Genomic DNA, 21,540 nt, shown 5'->3' on the forward strand with positions numbered 1-21,540 from the left:
AACAACGCGGACTGGCAGTAAGTTGTGGCCGCTATTTTATGATTTGTATCAACAATAAATTAATACAAATCTTGCAAACGGTTAATTGCTAATATCCCTGCTTGCTTGAGTGCCAAACAGGTTGCTTCGGCGCCGGCAATTGTTGTGGTATAGCTCACTTTACGTTGTAATGCAACGCGCCGTATTTCGGCTGAATCGGCAATGGCTTGCGCACCTTCAGTCGTATTCACGACAAAACTAATCTCATTATTTTTAATCATGTCAACGATGTGCGGGCGCCCTTCTTTGACTTTATTCACGCGCTCGCATTCAATACCCGCAGCGCGTATGACGAATGCACTGCCGTGTGTGGCATACAGCCGAAATCCCAGTGCAATCAATTCGTGTGCTACTTGAATTAAACGGGTTTTATCTGCTTCACGCACACTCAATAATGCTTTACCGGGACGCGGTAATCGTGTTCCTGCGCCCTCGACGGCTTTACCAAAGGCTTCACCGAAAGTTTCGCCAATGCCCATGACTTCGCCGGTGGATTTCATTTCCGGTCCCAATACCGTATCTACGCCCGGAAATTTAATAAATGGGAAGACCGCTTCTTTTACAAAAAACCGTTTAGGGTGTATTGTCTGTTGCAAGTTTTGCATTGCTAAACTGCATCCAACCATACACCGTGCGCCGACCTTTGCTAATGGAACTCCAATTGCTTTAGAGACAAATGGAATAGTCCGCGAAGCGCGTGGATTGACTTCTAAAATATAAATATCGTCGCCTTTGAGTGCAAATTGTGCATTCATTAAACCGCGCACACCTAATGCCAATGCCAATTGAGTCATTTGTTGACGGAGGCGGTTTTGAATAGCATCAGATAGCGTGTAAGGCGGCAGTGAACAGGCCGAATCACCCGAATGAACGCCAGCTTGTTCAATGTGTTCCATCACACCGCCAATTAACACCTGTTCTCCATCGCACACGGCATCAACATCAATTTCAATTGCGGCATCTAAAAAGCGATCTAATAATACTGGTGCGTCATTTGAAACACTAACCGCCGTGCGAATATAGCGCCGTAATTCCTGTTCATCATACACCAATTCCATTGCGCGGCCACCCAATACATACGATGGGCGCACCACTAATGGATAACCAATTGCCGCCGCAGCCGCTAATGCTTCAGCCTCACTGCGCGCCGTTGCATTCGGTGGTTGACGCAAATTCAATTGGTGAATCAATTGCTGAAACCGCTCCCGATCTTCCGCTAAATCAATCGCATCTGGTGACGTGCCAATAATTGGAACGCCCGCTGCTTCTAATGCGCGGGCGAGTTTTAATGGCGTCTGTCCACCGTATTGAACAATCACCCCATAGGGCTGTTCAATTGCCACGATTTCAAGCACATTTTCCAGGGTTAATGGTTCAAAATAAAGCCGATCCGAGGTGTCATAATCGGTTGAGACGGTTTCGGGATTGCAATTAACCATAATGGTTTCATAGCCATCATCGCGCAATGCAAACGCGGCATGAACGCAGCAATAATCAAACTCAATTCCCTGCCCAATACGATTTGGCCCGCCGCCCAATACCATCACTTTTTTCGCAGTAGTGGGGGCGGCTTCGCATTCTTCTTCATAGGTTGAATACAAATACGCGGTACTCGCGGCGAATTCAGCAGCGCAGGTATCAACCCGTTTGAATACCGGGCGAATACCGAGCGCATGGCGATGAGTGCGGATTTCCTGTTCAGAAATGCCAATTAAACTGGCAAGGCGCCGATCCGAAAATCCTTTACGTTTTAATGCGTATAATCGCGCCGCATTCAGGGCAGAAAAGCCCTGAACTTTAATCTCATGTTCAATAGCAACTAATTCTTCAATCTGCGCAATAAACCAGGGATCAATACCGGACAATTCCTGAATTTCTTCGGGCGTAATGCCAGCGCGCAAGCCGTCAGCCAAATACAATAATCGCTCACCACTGGGCTGGGCGATTTCATTACGCAAATAACTAATTGATTCCGGTGCCGCCAAATTTAATACGTTGGTTAAACCATCTTTATCCGTTTCTAAACTACACAGCGCTTTTTGTAATGATTCCTGGAAGGTGCGGCCAATTGCCATCACTTCGCCAACTGATTTCATTTGCGTGGTTAACCGCGCATCGGCCAGCGGGAATTTTTCAAAGGCAAACCGCGGGATTTTAGTGACGACATAATCAATTGTTGGTTCAAATGAAGCGGGCGTGGCGCCGCCGGTAATTTCATTTAATAATTCATCCAACGTATAGCCAACCGCCAATTTAGCCGCGACCTTCGCAATTGGAAAACCGGTTGCTTTGGATGCCAATGCTGATGAACGTGACACACGCGGATTCATTTCAATTACAATCATCCGCCCATCGGCTGGGTTAATGGCAAATTGCACATTAGAACCGCCGGTATCCACGCCAATTTCACGCAATACGCGAATAGACGCATCGCGCATCAATTGATATTCTTTATCCGTCAAAGTCTGCGCCGGGGCGACGGTAATTGAATCGCCGGTATGCACACCCATTGGATCGAAGTTTTCAATCGAGCAGACGATGATGCAATTATCTTTAGAATCGCGCACCACCTCCATTTCAAATTCTTTCCAACCCAACACCGATTCTTCAATTAACAATTCTTTGGTCGGTGATAAATCTAATCCGCGCCGGCAAATCTCTTCAAACTCTTCGGCATTATAGGCAATGCCACCGCCGCTGCCGCCGAGTGTAAATGACGGGCGAATAATGGACGGGAAGCCAATTTGCGGTTGAACTTGAATCGCTTCTTCTAAACTATGCGCCACCGCCGAGCGCGGCACGTCTAATCCAATGCGCCGCATTGCTTGGCGAAATAAATCCCGATCTTCGGCTTTATCAATTGCCGTGCGCGAGGCGCCGATCAATTCGACTTGATAGCGCTCTAATACGCCTTCGCGGGCTAAATCTAATGCACAATTTAATGCTGTTTGGCCGCCCATTGTGGGCAAAATGGCATCGGGGCGCTCGCGTTCAATAATGCGTTCAACCACGCGCCAATTGACCGGTTCAATATAGGTGGCATCGGCCATTTCGGGATCGGTCATAATAGTCGCGGGGTTGCTATTGACTAATATGACGCGAAACCCTTCTGCGCGTAATGCTTTGCAGGCTTGGGCGCCGGAGTAATCAAACTCGCAGGCTTGACCAATGACAATTGGGCCGGCGCCAATAATTAAAATGCTGTGTAAATCGCTCCGTTTAGGCATGGTCAATCCTGATTGGCAAGTGGTTGCCGCTGCCGCATCATGGCGACAAATGCAGTGAATAAAGGGGCGACATCATGCGGCCCCGGGCTGGCTTCGGGGTGGCCTTGAAAACTAAACGCCGGGTAATCACGGTGGCGAATGCCCTGTAATGAACCATCAAATAACGAGCGATGCGTAGCCAATACGGTGGCGGGTAAACTGGATTCATCAACCGCAAAACCGTGATTCTGGCTGCTAATCATCACGGCGCCATTTTCTAATGAAACAACGGGATGATTGGCGCCGTGATGCCCAAATTTCATTTTAATCGTTTGGGCGCCGCAGGCTAATCCGAGTAATTGATGACCGAGGCAAATACCGAATACGGGAATGCCGCTGGTTAATAATGATTGAATGGCGTGAATAGCGTAATCACACGGGGCGGGATCGCCGGGGCCGTTGCTTAAAAAGATGCCGTCGGGTTGATAATTCAATACCTCGGCGGCGGAGGTGCGGGCGGGGACGACGGTGACGCGGCAGCCGTGATCCACCAATTGGCGCAAAATGGCGCGTTTGATGCCAAAATCGTAGGCGACAACGTGCAAATTGAGCTGTGGATCGGTGAATTCCAGCGCGGCCGGGTCGCCAGTTGCCAGTGACCAACTGCCCTGCGTCCAGGTATAAGGCATTGATGTTGTGGCAATTTGTGCCAAGTCCATGCCTTTTAAGCCGGGAAATGCGCGGGCGGCCTCAAGCGCGGCAGTTTCATCTAACTGCATTCCCGCCTGCAAACAGCCGTTTTGTGCGCCTTTTTCGCGCAATAATCGCGTTAAACGGCGGGTATCTACTTCGCTGATGGCGACCACGTTTTGCGCGATTAAATACTCGGGCAAGGACTGCCGACTGCGCCAGTTGCTGTGAACGGCGGGTAAATCGCGCACAATCAAGCCCGCCGCCTGCACTTGGGATGATTCGGCGTCCTCGGGCGTGACGCCGGTGTTGCCAATGTGCGGGTAGGTGAGGGTGACTAATTGGCGTAAATACGACGGGTCGGTGAGGATTTCTTGATAGCCGGTCATGGCGGTATTAAAAACCACTTCGCCGACGCGCTCACCCGTTGCGCCAATGGCGACCCCGCGAAAGATCGCGCCGTCTTCTAATACTAAAACCGCTGGTGTCGTCAAAGGGTTTCTCCAAAGCAAGCAAAAGCGGCAAACGTCTGATTGACTGTGGCGTTTGCAGTACCGAATAAAATGGGTGATTCACGCAACACGTTAATTAACGATGGGATCGGCACCGAGCCGTGAAAATGGTAATGGATACAGGTGTTGCTGTCTATCACCGATCACCGGCCACGCAATTTGACGGATTAAAACGTGATGATGCGGCGTGCTTGCGTATTATTTTAACAACAGTTGCAACCGGCTGACAGTGACCGAGCGCGGCGCGGTGATCTGTGATTAAACGCCTGAATTCTATTAAACTACCGCGCACTCCGGCGACGCTCACACCGTCTGCACTGATTTCGTTACTTTTCACACTTGGGGAAATACCGCTGATGGATGATGTCACGACGCGCATTGAAACCGCTTTAGAAACTGCCCTGCGCACCGCCACCGGCGCCGGCGATTGTCCACCGCAACTGGCGGCGGCGGTGCGTCATGCCGTCTTCCCCGGGGGAGGACGAGTCCGCCCGCGCCTGTGTTTAGCCGTCGCTGCCGCCTGTGGTGACGATGCGCCCGCCATTAGCACTGCTGCGGCCGTGTCGCTCGAATTGCTGCACTGCGCCTCGCTGGTTCACGACGATCTGCCGTGTTTTGACAACGCCGCCACGCGACGCGGGCAGCCGTCGGTGCATTACGCCTTTGGTGAACGACTGGCCGTCCTCGTGGGCGACGGGTTAATCACGCTGGCATTTGAACAACTGGCGCATCACACCCAGTCACACCCCGAGCGGTTGGTGGCGCTGACCAAAATTGTCGGGCGCTCAGTCGGGATCAGTCACGGCATCGTGGCCGGTCAAGCGTGGGAATGTGAACCGCGGGTCGAATTGACCGATTATCACCGCCAAAAAACGGCGGCGTTATTTGCCGCCGCGACCGAAGCGGGGGCGGCGGCGGCGGGGCAACCATCGCAATTGTGGTACACGTTGGGCGAGCAGTTGGGCTTGGCGTATCAGGTCGCCGACGACATTCGTGATGTGGCGTCCACCCCCGAGGCGATTGGCAAACCGATTGGGCAGGATGTGGCGCACCAGCGGCCGAGTGCCACCACTGATTTGGGGTTGGATGGGGCGATGGCGCGCTTAAAAACGCTGGTTGAAACCGCCAGCGCCAGTATTCCGCATTGCCCGGGTGCTGACCGCTTGCGTCAATTGATTCAACATGAAATGCGGCGCTTATTACCCGCCGAGCTGGCGCAGTGGGTGATTACTGAATAGAGTTGTATTAAAAATTGATTGCCGCAATTCAATTGATCGTTCCCACGCAGCAGCGCGGGAACGTGAATGACAGCACTTAATTAAGCAAACACAATCGTTTTATTATCATGCACGAGTACGCGGTCTTCTAAATGATAACGCAAGCCGCGTGCTAACACCATTTTCTCCACATCCCGCCCCAAGCGCACCATCTCCTCGGCGGTATTGTGATGATTCACCCGCACCACATCCTGTTCAATAATTGGTCCGGCATCTAATTCACTGGTGACATAATGACAAGTGGCGCCAATCAATTTAACCCCGCGTTCTGAGGCTTGATGATACGGCCGCGCCCCGATAAATGACGGCAAAAAACTGTGATGAATGTTAATAATACTGGCCGGATAACGCTGGCACAATTCGGCGGGTAAAATCTGCATATAACGCGCTAATACAATTGTATCAGCACGGGCGCTGGCAATAGCGTCACTGACCGCCACGAAATGCGCTTCTTTATCAGTAGAATCAACGGGTAAATGAAAATAAGGAATGCCGTGCCATTCAACATAACGGCGCAAATCATCGTGATTTGATAAAACACAGGGAATATCAAACTGCAATTCACCGCTGCGCCACCGGTACAGTAAATCCGATAAACAATGCGCTTGTTTACTCGCCATTAACACCACGCGCCGATTCATGCCACTGTCGGTAATGTACCATTGCATTCCAAAGCGCATTGCAATTGGTTCAAACCGTGTTCTGAATTCGGCAGGCGGGAATGGTAATGACTGCGCCCGCACGACATAACGCATAAAAAACCATTGGCTACCGGGGTCGGTATAATGATGGGCTTCAGTAATCCACCCGCCATGTTGGGCAATGAACGCACTGACGGCTGCGACTATTCCAACCTCATCGGGGCAGGAAATCACGAGGCGGTAACTGCGTTCCATAACGGGTAAATGATGCGGCGGAGTTAATTCGTGGCGGTGCTGCGACGCCATAGGTATTTTCAATGATTCACACGGTATTTGGTTAAACGAAATTAGGGGCGGGTTTGCCAAAATAATAGCCTTGAAAATAATCAAAACCCAATTCACGGCAGACTTCTACTTCTTCTTTAATTTCGGTGCCTTCGGCCAGACTTTTAATCCCAAGATCACGCGCCATATTCACCAATGTTGCAATGACTTGCCGTGATTTAGGTGGTCGCTCGTGAATGTTACGAATTAAAGCAATATCGAATTTCAAAACATCTGGTGGTACTTCGATCAATTCCAGGAGGCGGGCTTGACCGGCGCCAAAATCATCATAGGCTAATCCGATATTTAAATCTTTTAATAGGTCGCGGACTTGCCGCATAGTTTTAATATCGGTCACGGCCGCTTCATGTACTTCCATTGTCATGGCTAAATCAGGGGCTAATGCGCGTAACTTGGGCAAGTCGTGGCTTAAAAACTTAATCTTTGTTTCTTCGGGTACCGTATTGAAAAACACCTGTTGTCCGGCGGGTAGGACGCGGGCTTGGGCAATACCAATATCTCGAAAAAGGGTAGATAATTCGATTTGTCGGCCAAGTGAAGCGGCAATTTCAAATAGAGGGCCGGGGCTGGGTGGTAAGCCTTCAAAATTACCGCGACCTAATAATTCATAGCCAAATACACTGTCATCTTGGCTGCGAATTAACGGTTGAAAATAGGCCAGGACAGCGCGCTTTTCTAATAAATCATCAAAGCTGCGATGCGATGTAAAAAACCCAAACCCGGGAATGGCGGCGGCAATAACCGTGTCCTGTTGATTATGGCGCGTACTGGGTGAGGCTTGCTGTTCATTTTGACGGCAGGCAATGCGAAATTCTTGCGAACCGAAATGCAGCACGTCACCGCTTTTTAATTGTTGATCGCCATGAACGCGTTGGCGATTGACGTAAGTGCCATTGGTGCTGCCAAATTCACGCACCACTAATGTTTGCTCATCTGGGCTAAAGATTTCGGCATGTTGGCGTGAAATATCTGGCGAGGCTAAACATAAATCACATTCTTCGCGCCGCCCAATACAGAATGGTAAATGACTTAAATGAACTAACCAGGTTTTGCCGTCTGGACTACGTCCTTCAAGATACCAAGCACCTTCTGATAAAGCGGCGGTCATCTGTTGTGCCGTGACACTCATGGATAGTTTGCTCCTGTTGCGGGTCAGTGTAGTGCATTTTATTTGACATGACCCCGGCGATTTTAATGATAAAAACGATTAAGTGGCATTCACTCATGTCGGGCGGATGTTGTATTAATCATCAAGGATACCCAATTCAAGCACAGAATTTGTTTACAGCAAGTTATCTTCATCCATTCGAATAGCCCGCTGAACATCCAAGACGGCGCGAGCAATGGTAAGGGCGTCTGACGGACTTACCACTGAAAACTCCATGCCAATCACAGATTCATGGTCATTGATCGGGCGGTTATTGCGCACTTCGGCATCTAAAATGATGTTTAGATGATCTTCAATGACAATATGACCTTCAAAAATAATGGTGCCCACCGGCATTAGCGCCGCTAAAGATTGATTCAAAATAATTCCAATACCGGTGGCGGAAATGTTGTCTATTCTCCCAAAAAATGCAATGTCGGTATCAAGATTGGGATTGGAGGCGCGACCACGCATACTCGCGGGGGTGCGTGTTGGTAAACCAACCCGAAACGCATTGCGCCGTTGTAATTGAAACAATTCAGCTGGATAGGGAATTTCATAATAGCGATCTAGCCCTTCTTCAATGACTTGTAAATCATCACATTCAAACCAGGTGTAGAGTGAACCAATCGCGCCGCGTACTTGAATACAGCGGGCAGTTTCAATTGTTCTAGCAATGGATTTTGGTAGCGTATCCACTAATAGATACCGCGCATCGGGATCGTTCGCAACAATTGCAGTTTCGCCGCGCACATCGCCAGATAACGTTAATAACGTGAATTTACCGCGACTTTGAAAATGGCGGGTGAGAATCTTGGCAATAGCGCGAGGCGTGTCAATTTTAGTGATTTGCTCTTCTGCTTGCATAAAGTTATATCAAAAAACGCGCTGGCGGTGTCGGGTTGGTGGTAAGCGATACGCAGGTAAAAGGCGCGGCGGTGTCAATCTTTGACATGTTTGGACACGGTGATTGCGCGTATCTGCCCTACCACCGCCGTTGGGTGTATCACTTTAACATTATCGGTTGTCGAACGAAAAACTGCCGCTGACCATGATAACTGCGAGCGAGCGCTTCAAAGCGGCGGTGTGGCGTTCGCAGCAGCAATCGGCTTTATAATCACCCGTCTTGTCAAAATCGCTAATCAACCCGATAAAATACTCCCGAACACAACAACACTGCAGCGGTCTGTCATTGGCGGCACCAACGCAATTTGACCGGGTGATTATTCGAGGTAGGTTATGCTATTAACCATTGGACGTAAATTAGGTTTGGCATTTGCCATTGCATTGCTATTTGTGATTGGCGTTGGCATTGTCGGCTGGTTCGGAATTGAACGCATCGTGACGGCACAGTTATTAGCCCGCCATCATTTTGAACAGGCATTATTTCAAGCGCACAAGGAGGTGGATCATTTGGTCTGGATTAATCACCTGGGCAATGCGTTGTTATTAGGTGAGCGGTTTGACGGCGCACTTGATCCGCTCAAGTGCGATTTTGGCCGCTGGTATCAACAATTTGCTGAAAGTAGCGATTTACCCAACGCCTCGCCGGACTTCCGCCGCACTTTCGCTGCCATCGAAGCGCCACACCGCCGCTTGCACGAGTCAGCCAAACAAGTCCTAACAACGTTGCAGGCGGGCGATCATGCGCAGGCGGTGGCGTTTTACCGCACCGATACACTGCCGGCTTTGGAGCAGGTGCGCGATTTGCTGGCGGAACTGAGCCGCATTTTACAAGCCGAGCAAAACCAAGTCTTAACCGATGCCGGTCAGGTCGCCAACGTCGCCCGCTGGTCACTGGTGATCGGCACCCTGATCGCTTTTTTGATGGCAATAGGCGTGGGCGCGGGCTTAAAACGTGCCATTGTGCTGCCGGTCAACGCCGCCACCGAGCGGTTGCAAGCGATTGCCAGCGGTGACGGTGACTTGACCCAGCGCTTGATCTCGGGCGTACCAGACGAATTCGGTGCACTGGCGCAGGCATTCAATCACTTTGCCGACCGCATCCACGCGCTGGTCAAGCAGGTGACGGGCGCCTCCAATCAACTTTCGACGGCGGCCGAGGAATTATCCGCCAGCAGTACGCACACTCGTCAACAAGTCCGCGAGCGCCAAGCCGAAATTGCGCAGGTGGCGCAGGCGATGGCGCAGATGGCGGCGAGTGTGCAGCAGGTGGCGCATCATGCGGCCGCGGCGGCGCAGGCGACGGCGGGATCGGATGTGGCGGCTAAATCCGGTGGCGAAGAGATCGTGCGCGTGATTACGGCAATTGAATCATTAGCAAAACAGGTGGAAAGCACCGCCGATTTAATTGGTAAATTATCATTAGATAGTGATGAAATCGGCAATGTGTTGGATGTCATTCGCGGCATTGCCGAGCAGACCAATTTATTAGCGTTGAATGCGGCAATTGAAGCGGCGCGAGCGGGTGAACAGGGGCGGGGATTTGCGGTGGTGGCGGATGAAGTGCGCACATTAGCAAGTCGTACGCAAACCTCAACCGTTGAAGTGCGGCAAATTATTGAACGCTTGCAATCACGCGCCGCCAGTGCGGTGCAGGCAATGGAACAGGGGCGCGGTCAAGCGCGTGATGCGGTGAATAAAGCCAGTCAAGCGGGTGATTCATTACGCGCTATTATGGGCGCAGTTGGATCAATGAGTGGCATGACGGCGGAAATTGCCAGCGCGGCTGAACAACAATCATCCGTTGCCGTACAAATCAATCAAAACGTTTTGAATATTGATCGCGGTGTGGAACAAATCGCGCAAAGTTCTGATGAAATTGCCGCCGCCAGCGGTGAATTAGCACGGCTGGCAGGTGATTTACAAAATCGCGTCGGGCGCTTCCGTGTTTAATGCGGTTTTTTTAGTAACGACCGTTTATCCAGCGCTATTAAATCACGATCAATCAACTCATTGACAATTCATCATGCAAGACTTGACCACCGGCTTCATGTTAATTCAAAGCAACCGCCTGGAAAACCTGCGGTGGCTAATGATTGAATGGCTAAAACGTCACCCGCTGGCGCCATTAGAAAATGACGTGATTCTTGTGCAAAGCAACGGCATTGCGCAATGGTTAAAACTGGCATTGGCCGCTCGGCCGCGTGATGATGATAGCGGTGGGTGTGGCATTGCCGCCGCATTAAAACTGCAATTACCCGCGCAATTCATTTGGCACGCCTATCGCGCCGTACTCGGTGCATTAGATACGCTCTCGCCGTTTGATAAAACGCCATTAACTTGGCGACTGTATCATTTATTAACTGACCTGCCGGCATTACAACAGCGTTTAATGGCGACCGCGACCGACATCGCGCCCCTGACCAGTTTTATTCATCATCACACGGCGGATGACACAGCGCGGCGGCGCTATCAATTAGCCGAACGCTTGGCGGATTTATACGATCAATATCAAATCTATCGTGCCGATTGGTTAGATCATTGGCAGCGCGGCGAAGATGTCATTATTCTGGCGAATGGCACTCGGCAGCCGCTGGGCAATGAACACCGCTGGCAACCGCTATTGTGGCGCTGTTTAATTGATGAGATTAATAATGATCCGCAATTGGAATTGCCGCCGAATGCCCCGCCGTGCCATCGCTTTAGTCGTGCGCAAATTCACACCGCGTTTATTCAACAAATCAAGCAATACACGCCCGCGACTCGCCCAATGGATTTGCCGCGCCGTGTCATAGTCTTTGGTTTATCATCATTGCCGCGTCAAACGCTCGAAGTCTTGCACGCGATTAAACAGTTAACCCAAGTTTTGTTATTTGTCCACAATCCCAGTCAGCATTATTGGGGCGATATTATCGAAGGGCGGGATTTATTCCGTTTTCATTATCGCCGTATTCAAGCGCGCAAGGTGCCGGTGGAGATTAACGAAAATGAATTACACCTGCACGGTCAGCCATTACTCGCGGCGTGGGGTAAACAAGGGCGGGATTACATTCGGTTATTAGATGAATACGATCAACCCGATGAATACCGCCCGCAATTTAATGCAGATGATTTGAAAATTGATTGGTTTGAATCGCCCGGGCAAGCGTGTTTATTACACCAATTGCAAGATGATATTTTGCAATTGCGTCCATTGCACGAGCGGCAGGCGTTGAATAGCACGGTTGATCCGGCCACCGATCACAGCCTCCAGTTTTTAATTGCGCACAGCCCGCAGCGCGAAATTGAAATTCTGCACGATCAATTATTGGCGACCTTTGAAGAGTACGCCAATTCCGCCGCGCAATCATCTAATCAAACTAATCCAGCGCCGAATGCAACGGCAATGAACCCGCTGCACCCGCGTGATATTTTGGTGATGGTGCCGAATATTGAAATCTACGCGCCGCATATTGAAGCGGTATTCGGGCGATTTGCATTTGATGATCCGCGTTATTTGCCGTTTCATATTACCGATCAAACCCAGCGCCACCGCAATCCATTATTAATTGCATTAGAAAGTTTATTAAAATTACCGCAGTCGCGCTTTGCCGTGAGTGAATTATTCGATTTGCTCGACATCCCCGCCGTGCGCGAGCGATTTGCGATAACTGACAATGACTTACCGCGTCTGCATCAATGGATTGACGGCGCGAATATCCGCTGGGGCTTGAATGCCGCGCAGCGCCAGCAGGTCAGCCTTGATCCCAACGCCCGCCGCGCCGCTGATTTGGCCGGGCAGCACACCTGGGAATTTGGCTTAAATCGCCTGTTGCTGGGCATGGCGGTGGGCGATCAGGGCGCGTGGCAGGGCATCGAGCCGTACCCGTCCATCGGTGGATTGGAGGCGGCGTTGCTGGGGCATTTGGCGCAACTGCTTGATACGTTGGAGAATTATTGGACGCTGTTGCAGCAACCCGCCACGCCAGCCGAGTGGGCGGCGCGGCTGACGCAGTTGGTGGACGACTGCTTTGTTGCCACGAGCGATGCGGACGAGACGGCGCTGCGGCGGGTGCAGCAGGCGCTGACCGATTGGTTGGAACAGTGTCAACTCGGCGGCAGTCACGCCGATCAAATGCCGGTGACGGTGGTGCGCGAGGCGCTGTTGTCGGCGCTGGATGAGCCGACCTTGAGCCAGCGGTTTTTAGCCGGCGCGGTCAATTTTGCAACGTTGATGCCGATGCGGGCGATTCCGTTCCGCCAAATCTGGTTACTCGGCATGAACGATGGCGACTACCCGCGCAAGCGGCCGCCGCTCGATTTCGATTTGATGGCGCAGGCGTATCGCCCGGGGGATCGGTCACGGCGGGAGGATGACCGCTATTTGTTTTTAGAGGCGCTGCTGTCGGCCCGCGAGCGGCTGGTTATCAGTTGGGTCGGGCGCGACATCCGCGATAACAGCGAGCGCCCGCCGTCGGTACTGGTGGGGCAACTGCGCGATCATTTAGCGGCCGGCTGGCGCTTGGTGACTGATCCCGTCCCGTTTACGCCCGACAGTCCGCGGCCGCCGAGTGCCGCGTTACTGGAGGCGCTAACCACCGTTCACCCGTTGCAGCCGTTCAGTCGCCAGTATTTTGATCCGCACCGCCCACCGCCGTTGTTCACCTACACGCATGAGTGGCGGCAAATTCACGCCCCGTCTCCGCCGATCACCGCGCCGGCGGCCGCGATTCAGTTTCCGCCCTGGCATCCGTCACACACCGTGACGTTCCGCCAATTGATCGAGTTTTTGCGCTGCCCGCCGAGTGCGCTGGTCACGCAGCGGTTGCAAATTGCCAAGCCCGAGGAGATGAGAGCGGTGCGCGATGTCGAGCCGTTTGAAATTGACGGGCTGGCGAATTGGCAAATGCAGGATGATGTGTTGACCAGTTTGTTCACGCACCAGCGCGAGTGGACACCTGAGCAATTTGACCAGCAGTTGCAACGGAGTATCATCAAGTTCCAAGCGCAGGGGCGGTTATTGGCGGGTAGTCAGGGGTTGCTCGACAGCGAGCGCGTGGTGGCGGATTTGCCTAAGTTGTATCAAACCTGGCGGCAGGCGGTGCAGACTTGGCCGCAGCCGCTGCCCTCGCGCACGATTCGACTGGTGGTGGAGTTGCCAATCATGGCCGAGGGCAGCGCGCCGGTGGTGGTGCTGGAGGATAGTTTGACGGGGCTGTATGACGGTAAGCACGGCGTCGGGCAGATTCTGTTAAATGCTAGTCATCTGGTGAAAAATAAGCAGTATCGCTGGCGTCACGCGGTGCGGCCGTGGTTGCTGCATTTGGCCGCGCAGCTGGGTGGTGAGCCGGTGACGACGCAGTTGTTGACGCCGGCGGGTGAGAAGCGGTTTGAACCACTGCCGGCGGACGCGGCGGCGGCGCAGTTGCAGGCGGTGTTGGCTGACTGGTGGACGGGAATGCACGAGCCGCTGCCGGTGACGGTCAACAGTGCGATGGGCTGGTTGCGCGCTGGTGATACGCCGCCACTGCCGATCACGCCGACGGCGGATGTTGAATTGTTCGCCGCAACTCAGGCGTGGAAATGGGCGAGTAGTGGTTTTGACGCCGACGCAAAAACTGACTCGTATCTGGTGCGCTGCTATCCTAATTGGTTGGGTCTGTGGTCAGATGGCCACTTTGCAACCTGGGCAGCGCGGTTGTATGCGCCGCTGTTGCGGTATTTTCCTGATTCCACCTGAGCGCTGAATTGAACGTTCTTAACGCCGGCGCGTGGGAACAATCAAAAACTTTAACTGACAATTCACTTCACCAATCCACTCCACAACCAACCCAACGATCTTTTGCGCGTATGACGCTACTCACACTTGGCTTAAATCACAAAACCGCCCCGGTTGACATCCGCGAACGTCTGGCATTCGGCCCGACGGTGATAGTCGCGGCGCTGCGCAGTTTGCTTGAACAAACACCAGCCGACGAGGCAGTCATCCTCTCCACCTGCAATCGCACCGAGCTGTACTGCTCGCTGACCGACAGTCACGCCGAGAGCGTGGTGCGCGACTGGCTGGCGCGGTTTCACGGCGTGGACCCGCAAATGGTCGCGCCGCATTTGTACGTTCATCAGGAACGCGCCGCGGTGCATCACCTGCTGCGCGTGGCCAGCGGGCTGGACTCGATGGTACTGGGCGAGCCGCAAATCTTGGGGCAGGTCAAGGCGGCGTTTCAAACTGCCAGCGACAGCGCCACGACGGGACGCTTGCTCGGGCGGCTGTTTCAACACTGTTTCGCCGTCGCCAAACAGGTGCGCACCGACACCGCGATTGGCAACAGCCCCGTGTCCGTCGCCTTCGCCGCCGTCAGTTTAGCGCGGCAGATTTTTAGCGATCTGAGTTCGCAAACGGCGCTGCTGATCGGCGCGGGTGAGACGATTGAACTGGCGGCGCGGCATCTGCACCAGCACGGCATTGGGCGGATCATCGTCGCCAATCGCACCGTTGAACGTGCGCACCTCGTGGCGGAACAATTCGGGGGTTACGCCATCTCGTTGACTGAACTCAGTAATCACCTGCCCGACGCGGACATCGTGGTCTCGTCCACCGCCAGTCCGCTGCCGATTTTGGGCAAGGGCGCAGTCGAGCGGGCGTTAAAAATCCGCAAACATCGCCCGATGTTCATGGTTGACATCGCCGTGCCGCGTGACATCGAACCCGAGGTCGCGCAATTGGACGACGTGTATTTGTACACGGTGGATGATTTGCAGGGCGTGGTGGAAGAAGGGATGCGCTCGCGTCATCAAGCCGCGCAACAGGCGTTAGAAATCATCGAGTTACACACCGACGAGTTCATGGGCTGGCTGCGCTCGCTGGACGCGGTGACGTTAATTCAGGATTACCGCACCCGCTCTGAGTCCATCCGCGACGAGGTGCTGGAGCGGGCGTTAAAACAATTGTCTGCGGGTAAACCAGCCGCGGAAGTGCTGGGGCAATTGGCGCACACCCTGACCAATAAATTGCTGCATACCCCGAGTGTGCGCTTGCGTCGCGCCGGGCGGGAAGGTCAAGCCGAGTTGCTCGAAGCCGCCAATGAATTATTCCAACTCGGTCAAGACCTTGAGCGCAGTAGCCGATGAACCCGTCTATTCGCGGCAAACTTGAACGTCTGGCCGACCGCTTTGCCGACATCACCGCCCTGCTGGCTGAACCGGAGGTGCAGGGCAATCAAAATCAATACCGCGATCTGAGTCGGGAGTACGCGCAACTGGAGCCGGTGGTGCAGTGTTACCAGCAATATTTGACGCTGGAACAGAGTACGACCGCAGCCGAGGCGCTGTTGGCGGATCCCGAATTGGCGGACTTGGCGCGGGATGAATTGGCCGAGGCCGAGCGCCAGCGTGAGTTGCTCGAACCGGAACTCAAACGCCTGCTGCTGCCACCGGATCCGAATGACCAGCGCAACATTTTTTTGGAAGTGCGCGCTGGCACTGGCGGGGCGGAGGCGGCGTTGTTTGCGGCTGATCTGGCGCGGATGTATTTGCGCTTTGCCGAGCAGCAAGGGTGGCGGCACGAGTTGATGAGCGCCAGCGACGGCGAGTTGGGCGGGTACAAGGAAATCGTGCTGCGTATCAGTGGGCAGGCGGTGTATTCGCAGTTGAAATTTGAAGCGGGTACGCACCGCGTCCAGCGCGTGCCAGAAACGGAGGCGCAGGGGCGGGTGCATACGTCCGCGTGCACGGTGGCGATTTTGCCCGAGGTCGAAGCGGTGGAGGAAATTCCGATTGCAGCCAGTGATTTGCGCGTGGATACCTACCGCGCCTCGGGGGCGGGCGGGCAGCACATCAATAAAACGGATTCCGCCGTGCGCTTGACGCACTTGCCGACCGGCGTGGTGGTGGAGTGTCAGGATGAGCGCTCGCAGCATAAAAATCGGGCGCGGGCGATGTCGCTGCTGCAAGCGCGGTTGCTCGCGGCGGCGCAGTCAGCTCAGGCGGCCGAGCAGAGTCAATCGCGGCGATTGCAGGTCGGCAGTGGTGATCGCTCTGAACGGATTCGGACGTATAATTTCCCGCAGAATCGTTTAACCGATCACCGCATCAATTTAACGCTGTACAAATTGGATGAGATCATGCTGGGTCATTTATTGCAGGTGATTGAACCGCTGCGCCAAGAAGATCAGGCCGATCAATTAACCGCGCTCATGTCTGCCGAGTCTTATTAAATGCAACATTCCGCCGCGCCATTGCGATTAAAAAAAGATCAAGAGCGCCGGTTATTAGCCGGTCATTGCTGGGTGTATAGCAATGAAGTCGATACCGCCGCCACGCCTTTGTCAGGTTTTGAACCGGGGCAGACGGCGGAAATCATCAGCGCGCAGGGGCGGTGGTTAGCGCACGGCTACGTCAATCCCAACGCGCTGATCTGCGCCCGCGTGGTCAGTGATCAGCGCGCCCACCCGTTCAATTCCGCGCTGGTGCTGGCGCGGTTACACGCCGCGCTGGCGTTGCGCAACCGCTTGTATTCCCAACCATTTTATCGGCTGGTGTACGGCGAAAGTGACGGGTTGCCGGGACTGGTGGTGGATCGCTACGGTGATCTGCTGGCAGTGCAACTTGGCACGGCGGGCATGGAGCGCGAGCGCGACTGGATTTTGACCGCGCTGGAGCAGGTTATCCGCCCGCGTCACATCGTGTTGCGCAACGATGCCTCCTGCCGCGCTATCGAATGCCTGCCGCAGACCATCGAGTGGGTGCTGGGCAGTGACCCGGGCAGTGTTGAATTGACCGAAGGCGCGGTGCGCTATCAAGTGCTACCCAGTAGCGGGCAAAAGACGGGTTGGTTTTACGATCAAGCTGACAATCGCCGCTATTTGACGCGATTTGGCACGGCGGCGCGGGTGTTAGACGTGTTTTGCTACCTCGGCGCGTGGGGATTGCAGGCCGCGGCGAATGGCGCAAAACAGGTGATTTGCGTGGACAGTTCCGCCGCCGCGCTGGGGCAGGTCGAACAAATTGCACAGGACAATGGGGTTGCTGATCGGGTGGCAGTGCAGCGCGGCGATGCGTTTGATGTTTTGCGGCAATTGCGCGATCACCATGCGCAATTCGATTTGGTCATTCTTGATCCGCCGGCGCTTATTAAACGGCGTAAAGATGAACACGAAGGATTGCAAGCCTATCAACGGTTAAATCAATTAGGGTTGCAATTGGTAGCACCGGGCGGGTTATTAGTCAGCTCTTCCTGTTCTTATCATTTAAGCCGCATGGAATTTGTGCGCACTGTGCAACACGCGGCGCGGCGGGCACATTGCACCGTTCAATTATTGCACAGCGCCGGTCAGTCGCCCGATCATCCGATTCACCCGGCGATGCCCGAGACGGATTATTTGAAAACATTGGTATTTAGCGTTGTGCCGGGGCATTGATATTAAATCAACTCAAGGTGGCGTCAAATGAATCCACAACTCCAACGTCCGACCAGCGCCTTTATTGGCACATCGTGGGCGGCGCTGTTCATTGGCGCGGTTGTTTATTTGATTGGACTATGGAATGCCACGATGCCGCTCAATGAAAAGGGCTATTATTTTGTGCTGCTGATGTATGGATTATTTGCCGCTGTTTCATTACAAAAATCGGTGCGCGACCGCTTGGAAGGCATTGCCGTCACCAGTTTATATTACGGTTTGTGCTGGTTATCACTCGGCATGTCTATTCTATTACTTGCCGTCGGCCTTTGGAATGCCGCCCTCAATGCCAGTGAAAAAGGCTTTTATGCAATGGCATTTTTGTTGAGTTTATTTGGTGCAATTGCCGTGCAAAAGAATGTGCGCGATCTGGCGCTCTTTGATGCGGCTGCACCAAATAAACACGATGTGGTTAATGAAGATTAAAGCAGAAGTGACGCAGTTTAGATTCTAACAGATTGATTTTTCAAGGAAGAGTGCGTTCCCACATTAGAACGCGGGAACGATCAACAGCGTGACTCCTGTAGGTTTTATATGTCAGTCCAATTAGAGATAAACAGGTGACGCAATGCGGTAAGAGACTTTGGCAATAAATGATCGCAAGTAATTCCCAAATACGTTGCAGCGCGTGTCGTACCCACATATAAATACTTATCAAAGAGTTTTGACTGCAAAGATGCAAGACGATCAATACCAACAAAAAAGACCGCTTCAAACTCAAGCCCTTTAATATATTGAACATCGAATACTCGAACGTCCGTATCTTGCCCTCTGGTCTGACCTTTTGGACAGGCAATAGCTCTAATATTGACTTCCTCTAATACGCTATTTAAATCACGCGCAACTGTTTCAACTTCTTGTTCATCACAAACAAGCACCGCAATAGAAGGTAATTTTTTAACCAGTTTTTCAATTTCTTGGATGCGTGATGCTAACCACTTTATCACTGAGTTATTGATAGTATTTTCCAGTAGTACAGGCGAAACACAATCATTATTCACATCTTTAGGCAGCACTACATCCTGATCTTTTCCATCAAAGGCCAAAACAATTGATCGGGCTAATTGATTAAGCTGACTGCTGTGCCGATACGCGATTTTAATTTTTTTAATGTCAATTTTTCTGTTGGTATTAGAAAAAATCCAGTGCATCTCATCCTCAGATTGTGTACCCCAAGTGGTTAGGCGTTGATTAAAATCACCGCAAGCGAAAAAAGATTGTATCTGTGGACTTGAAAGATGCGCCATACAAGCAAGTTGTATTGGAGAAAAATCGGTCGCTTCATCAACAAAAACCTGATGACGATAAATATCTCGCATTTTTTTTAAGTATGAAAACGCCGTTCGGTCAATATGCTTATCAATATTGAAATCCCTTTGTCGTATAAAAAATTGATGAGCGCTCTTAAATATTGTCAGTAAGATCACATCCAATTCTAATGAATGCAAATCCGTTGAATTAAAACCACTCTTAAAATACCATTTGCCTTCCTGTTGCCGCTGCCGGCGAAAGGCATGATATTTTTTAGCTATATTAGACAGGATTGGATTTAGAAAACGTCGCGCACTTGATTGTATAATTAAGTTATTTCCTACAACCTGATAGGTTTTTTCACTCAACCCACGATTACCTAGCCATTGAATAATTTTAGCGTTACGACTCTCTTTTCTCAAAGGACTTTGACTAACTAAAGCCTTTGCTTGTGCTTTCACTGCTTTTTTATAATCATTAAAGGCCTGTTTTTGCACATTAGCAGATTGCTGTAATTCTTCTTCGTCAATATCCTGATCGTCGCTGTCATCTTGATCATCACTGCTAGATAAGTGTTTAAGACTATCAATAAATACTGCTAATTCATTCAAAAAATTTCCATTGTGAAATTGTAATTCAGCCACGACATTTATTATTTTTTTATTTATATCTTTTCTGATGTCGTCTAAATGTTTTTGAATGAGCTGCCCTTCTAAAACAACTGTCACCCAACTATTTGGTGACATTTGATGCTTTACGGATTTAAGTGTTGATAATAATCGTTGTCCAACACCAGCAACTTTTTTATCAGAACTATTCGCCAATTTTTCAGCAGACAAATACAACTCGTCAAAAACAGTTACACGTTGCCATTCATAAAAATCTTCAAACCAACCAATCAAATTATCCAGCGCGGTATCGGTTAAAATAGCAACCGATTCTTTTAATACATATCCATCACCATTAAAACTGGATGTTTTTAAGATATTAAACTTATTTCTTGCCAAGTCTGATCTATAGTTATCCCAAGTTTTGACATGAGTATCCGGTGCTGGAACACGCTCCCGATTAAATGCTTCTTTAAGATACTGTTTTAACAACTCAGTAGGCGTGAACATCAACCAATTTTGGGCGTACGGAATTTCTGTTTTCACAGAATCAACAATAGTTTTCTCATCTTCGTCAAGATATTCTTCATCAACTTTTTGACTAAGCCGCCGAATTAAAGTCGTTGTCTTACCTGTACCAGGCGAACCAAGAATTAATAACCGTTCATCGAGTGGCAATCGAAAAATTTCATCCTGATATTGATCGAGAATGGGCTGATCACGCAATTCCATTTTGTCAATAATGCTACGCCGAACGCCCTCAAAAATATTTTGCCTCAGCTGGTCTTCATCAGATAATCTTTCAATATCTTCTATTGCTTTATCTTCTAATGATTTAGAAGATTCGATCAGTTTTCTTAACGATTCTACGGTATAGCAGCCCCGTTCACCAAAATTTTCACCATAGGCTTTTGTATTTTTTGAATCCCAGTTTTTGTTTTCTAAAACAGGGTCGAAAATAAATTTTTCAATAATTTCAAGTGTATTATTTCCAACATCATGCTCATCACCGACTGCTAAAGATGCCAAACGTCCTATTGGAGATTGATAACTGGCGCAGTTTGAATCTTTTACAAATGGTGGAACGCCCCGACAAATATAATAAGTTTTTCGCTCTCCGTTTTCGTTCACTCCAGTCACGCGAGCAAAAACTGGTTTATCGGCTAAACAACTATAGTTGGCTTGATTGACTGCACTGATATTTGCGAGGTTGTTAACCGCATTTGAATTTGTCAACGTATTATTATGAACAAATGCTGTTTCATAATCGGATGAACGTGATTGTTTTAGTTTATCTTGACAACTATCTGCGATAGTCTTAAAAACGGTAAGCGATTCGGTAGCAACCTGTTTTAGTGCGTGTGTTGTTTTTGTGTGCAAGTCCATATAATGCTCCGTTAACATATATGATCGGCACTGATATACTAATCATCTATTGTAGTAAGTGCAATACACTGACTAAAAAAACTATGCAAAAAAACACTGTC

At 51.1% G+C, this 21,540-nt stretch carries 13 protein-coding genes; 7 read left to right on the plus strand and 6 right to left on the minus strand.

Annotation, left to right across the window (positions count from 1 at the left end):
- Positions 1–59: 59 nt before the first annotated feature.
- Complete coding sequence (carB, locus tag HUK38_RS10340; protein WP_182584253.1) at positions 60–3,266, minus strand: carbamoyl-phosphate synthase large subunit; 3,207 nt, start codon at positions 3,264–3,266, stop codon at positions 60–62.
- Between the two features lie 2 nt (positions 3,267–3,268).
- A complete protein-coding gene (gene carA, locus HUK38_RS10345) occupies positions 3,269–4,429 on the minus strand; it encodes a glutamine-hydrolyzing carbamoyl-phosphate synthase small subunit (protein ID WP_182584254.1) in 1,161 nt (386 codons plus the stop codon).
- Between the two features lie 374 nt (positions 4,430–4,803).
- Here carA and HUK38_RS10350 point away from each other — a divergent pair, with 374 nt between their 5' ends.
- Positions 4,804–5,685 carry a polyprenyl synthetase family protein gene (locus HUK38_RS10350; protein WP_182584274.1) on the plus strand — a complete coding sequence of 294 codons (882 nt, stop codon included), beginning with the start codon at positions 4,804–4,806 and terminating at the stop codon, positions 5,683–5,685.
- A gap of 80 nt (positions 5,686–5,765) precedes the next feature.
- Here the strand turns inward: HUK38_RS10350 and purU are convergent, their stop codons facing one another.
- From purU to HUK38_RS10365, 3 genes are all read right to left on the minus strand, one after another.
- The gene (gene purU / locus HUK38_RS10355) at positions 5,766–6,620 is read right to left on the minus strand and encodes a formyltetrahydrofolate deformylase (RefSeq protein WP_182584275.1); all 855 of its coding nucleotides are present in this window, start codon (positions 6,618–6,620) and stop codon (positions 5,766–5,768) included.
- Between the two features lie 82 nt (positions 6,621–6,702).
- Complete coding sequence (locus tag HUK38_RS10360; RefSeq protein WP_182584255.1) at positions 6,703–7,839, minus strand: EAL domain-containing protein; 1,137 nt, start codon at positions 7,837–7,839, stop codon at positions 6,703–6,705.
- 153 nt (positions 7,840–7,992) lie between these two features.
- Positions 7,993–8,724, minus strand: a complete 732-nt coding sequence (locus HUK38_RS10365; protein WP_182584256.1) for a flagellar brake protein — start codon at positions 8,722–8,724, stop codon at positions 7,993–7,995.
- A 372-nt stretch (positions 8,725–9,096) separates the two neighbouring features.
- Between HUK38_RS10365 and HUK38_RS10370 the strand changes: the two genes are divergently transcribed.
- From HUK38_RS10370 to yiaA, 6 genes are all read left to right on the plus strand, one after another.
- Complete coding sequence (locus HUK38_RS10370) at positions 9,097–10,713, plus strand: methyl-accepting chemotaxis protein (protein ID WP_182584257.1); 1,617 nt, start codon at positions 9,097–9,099, stop codon at positions 10,711–10,713.
- Between the two features lie 73 nt (positions 10,714–10,786).
- The gene (recC, locus tag HUK38_RS10375; RefSeq protein ID WP_202985545.1) at positions 10,787–14,479 is read left to right on the plus strand and encodes an exodeoxyribonuclease V subunit gamma; all 3,693 of its coding nucleotides are present in this window, start codon (positions 10,787–10,789) and stop codon (positions 14,477–14,479) included.
- Between the two features lie 110 nt (positions 14,480–14,589).
- Positions 14,590–15,867 carry a glutamyl-tRNA reductase gene (hemA, locus tag HUK38_RS10380; RefSeq protein WP_182584277.1) on the plus strand — a complete coding sequence of 426 codons (1,278 nt, stop codon included), beginning with the start codon at positions 14,590–14,592 and terminating at the stop codon, positions 15,865–15,867.
- Entirely contained in the window at positions 15,864–16,952 is a 1,089-nt protein-coding gene (gene prfA / locus HUK38_RS10385) for a peptide chain release factor 1 (protein ID WP_182584258.1), read from the plus strand. The genes hemA and prfA overlap by 4 nt, the downstream gene beginning before the upstream one ends.
- Positions 16,953–18,155: a class I SAM-dependent rRNA methyltransferase gene (locus tag HUK38_RS10390; RefSeq protein ID WP_182584259.1), complete on the plus strand. Its 1,203-nt coding sequence runs from the start codon at positions 16,953–16,955 to the stop codon at positions 18,153–18,155.
- A gap of 27 nt (positions 18,156–18,182) precedes the next feature.
- Entirely contained in the window at positions 18,183–18,620 is a 438-nt protein-coding gene (gene yiaA / locus HUK38_RS10395) for an inner membrane protein YiaA (protein ID WP_182584260.1), read from the plus strand.
- Between the two features lie 104 nt (positions 18,621–18,724).
- Here the strand turns inward: yiaA and HUK38_RS15680 are convergent, their stop codons facing one another.
- A complete protein-coding gene (locus HUK38_RS15680; protein WP_182584261.1) occupies positions 18,725–21,439 on the minus strand; it encodes an ATP-binding domain-containing protein in 2,715 nt (904 codons plus the stop codon).
- Between the last annotated feature and the right edge of the window lie 101 nt (positions 21,440–21,540).

Origin of the sequence: Thiospirillum jenense (genome assembly GCF_014145225.1) — a bacterium.
GTDB lineage: Bacteria > Pseudomonadota > Gammaproteobacteria > Chromatiales > Chromatiaceae > Thiospirillum > Thiospirillum jenense.

What these genes read in the sequence shown, in the direction of transcription:
- HUK38_RS10370 (WP_182584257.1), top strand. Translation starts at nt 9,097, where the DNA reads ATGCTATTAACCATTGGACGTAAATTAGGTTTGGCATTTGCCATTGCA.
- recC (WP_202985545.1), top strand. Translation starts at nt 10,787, where the DNA reads ATGCAAGACTTGACCACCGGCTTCATGTTAATTCAAAGCAACCGCCTG.
- HUK38_RS10350 (WP_182584274.1), top strand. Translation starts at nt 4,804, where the DNA reads ATGGATGATGTCACGACGCGCATTGAAACCGCTTTAGAAACTGCCCTG.
- carB (WP_182584253.1), bottom strand. Translation starts at nt 3,266, where the DNA reads ATGCCTAAACGGAGCGATTTACACAGCATTTTAATTATTGGCGCCGGC.
- HUK38_RS10360 (WP_182584255.1), bottom strand. Translation starts at nt 7,839, where the DNA reads ATGAGTGTCACGGCACAACAGATGACCGCCGCTTTATCAGAAGGTGCT.
- HUK38_RS10390 (WP_182584259.1), top strand. Translation starts at nt 16,953, where the DNA reads ATGCAACATTCCGCCGCGCCATTGCGATTAAAAAAAGATCAAGAGCGC.
- purU (WP_182584275.1), bottom strand. Translation starts at nt 6,620, where the DNA reads ATGGAACGCAGTTACCGCCTCGTGATTTCCTGCCCCGATGAGGTTGGA.
- yiaA (WP_182584260.1), top strand. Translation starts at nt 18,183, where the DNA reads ATGAATCCACAACTCCAACGTCCGACCAGCGCCTTTATTGGCACATCG.
- prfA (WP_182584258.1), top strand. Translation starts at nt 15,864, where the DNA reads ATGAACCCGTCTATTCGCGGCAAACTTGAACGTCTGGCCGACCGCTTT.
- HUK38_RS15680 (WP_182584261.1), bottom strand. Translation starts at nt 21,439, where the DNA reads ATGGACTTGCACACAAAAACAACACACGCACTAAAACAGGTTGCTACC.
- HUK38_RS10365 (WP_182584256.1), bottom strand. Translation starts at nt 8,724, where the DNA reads ATGCAAGCAGAAGAGCAAATCACTAAAATTGACACGCCTCGCGCTATT.
- hemA (WP_182584277.1), top strand. Translation starts at nt 14,590, where the DNA reads ATGACGCTACTCACACTTGGCTTAAATCACAAAACCGCCCCGGTTGAC.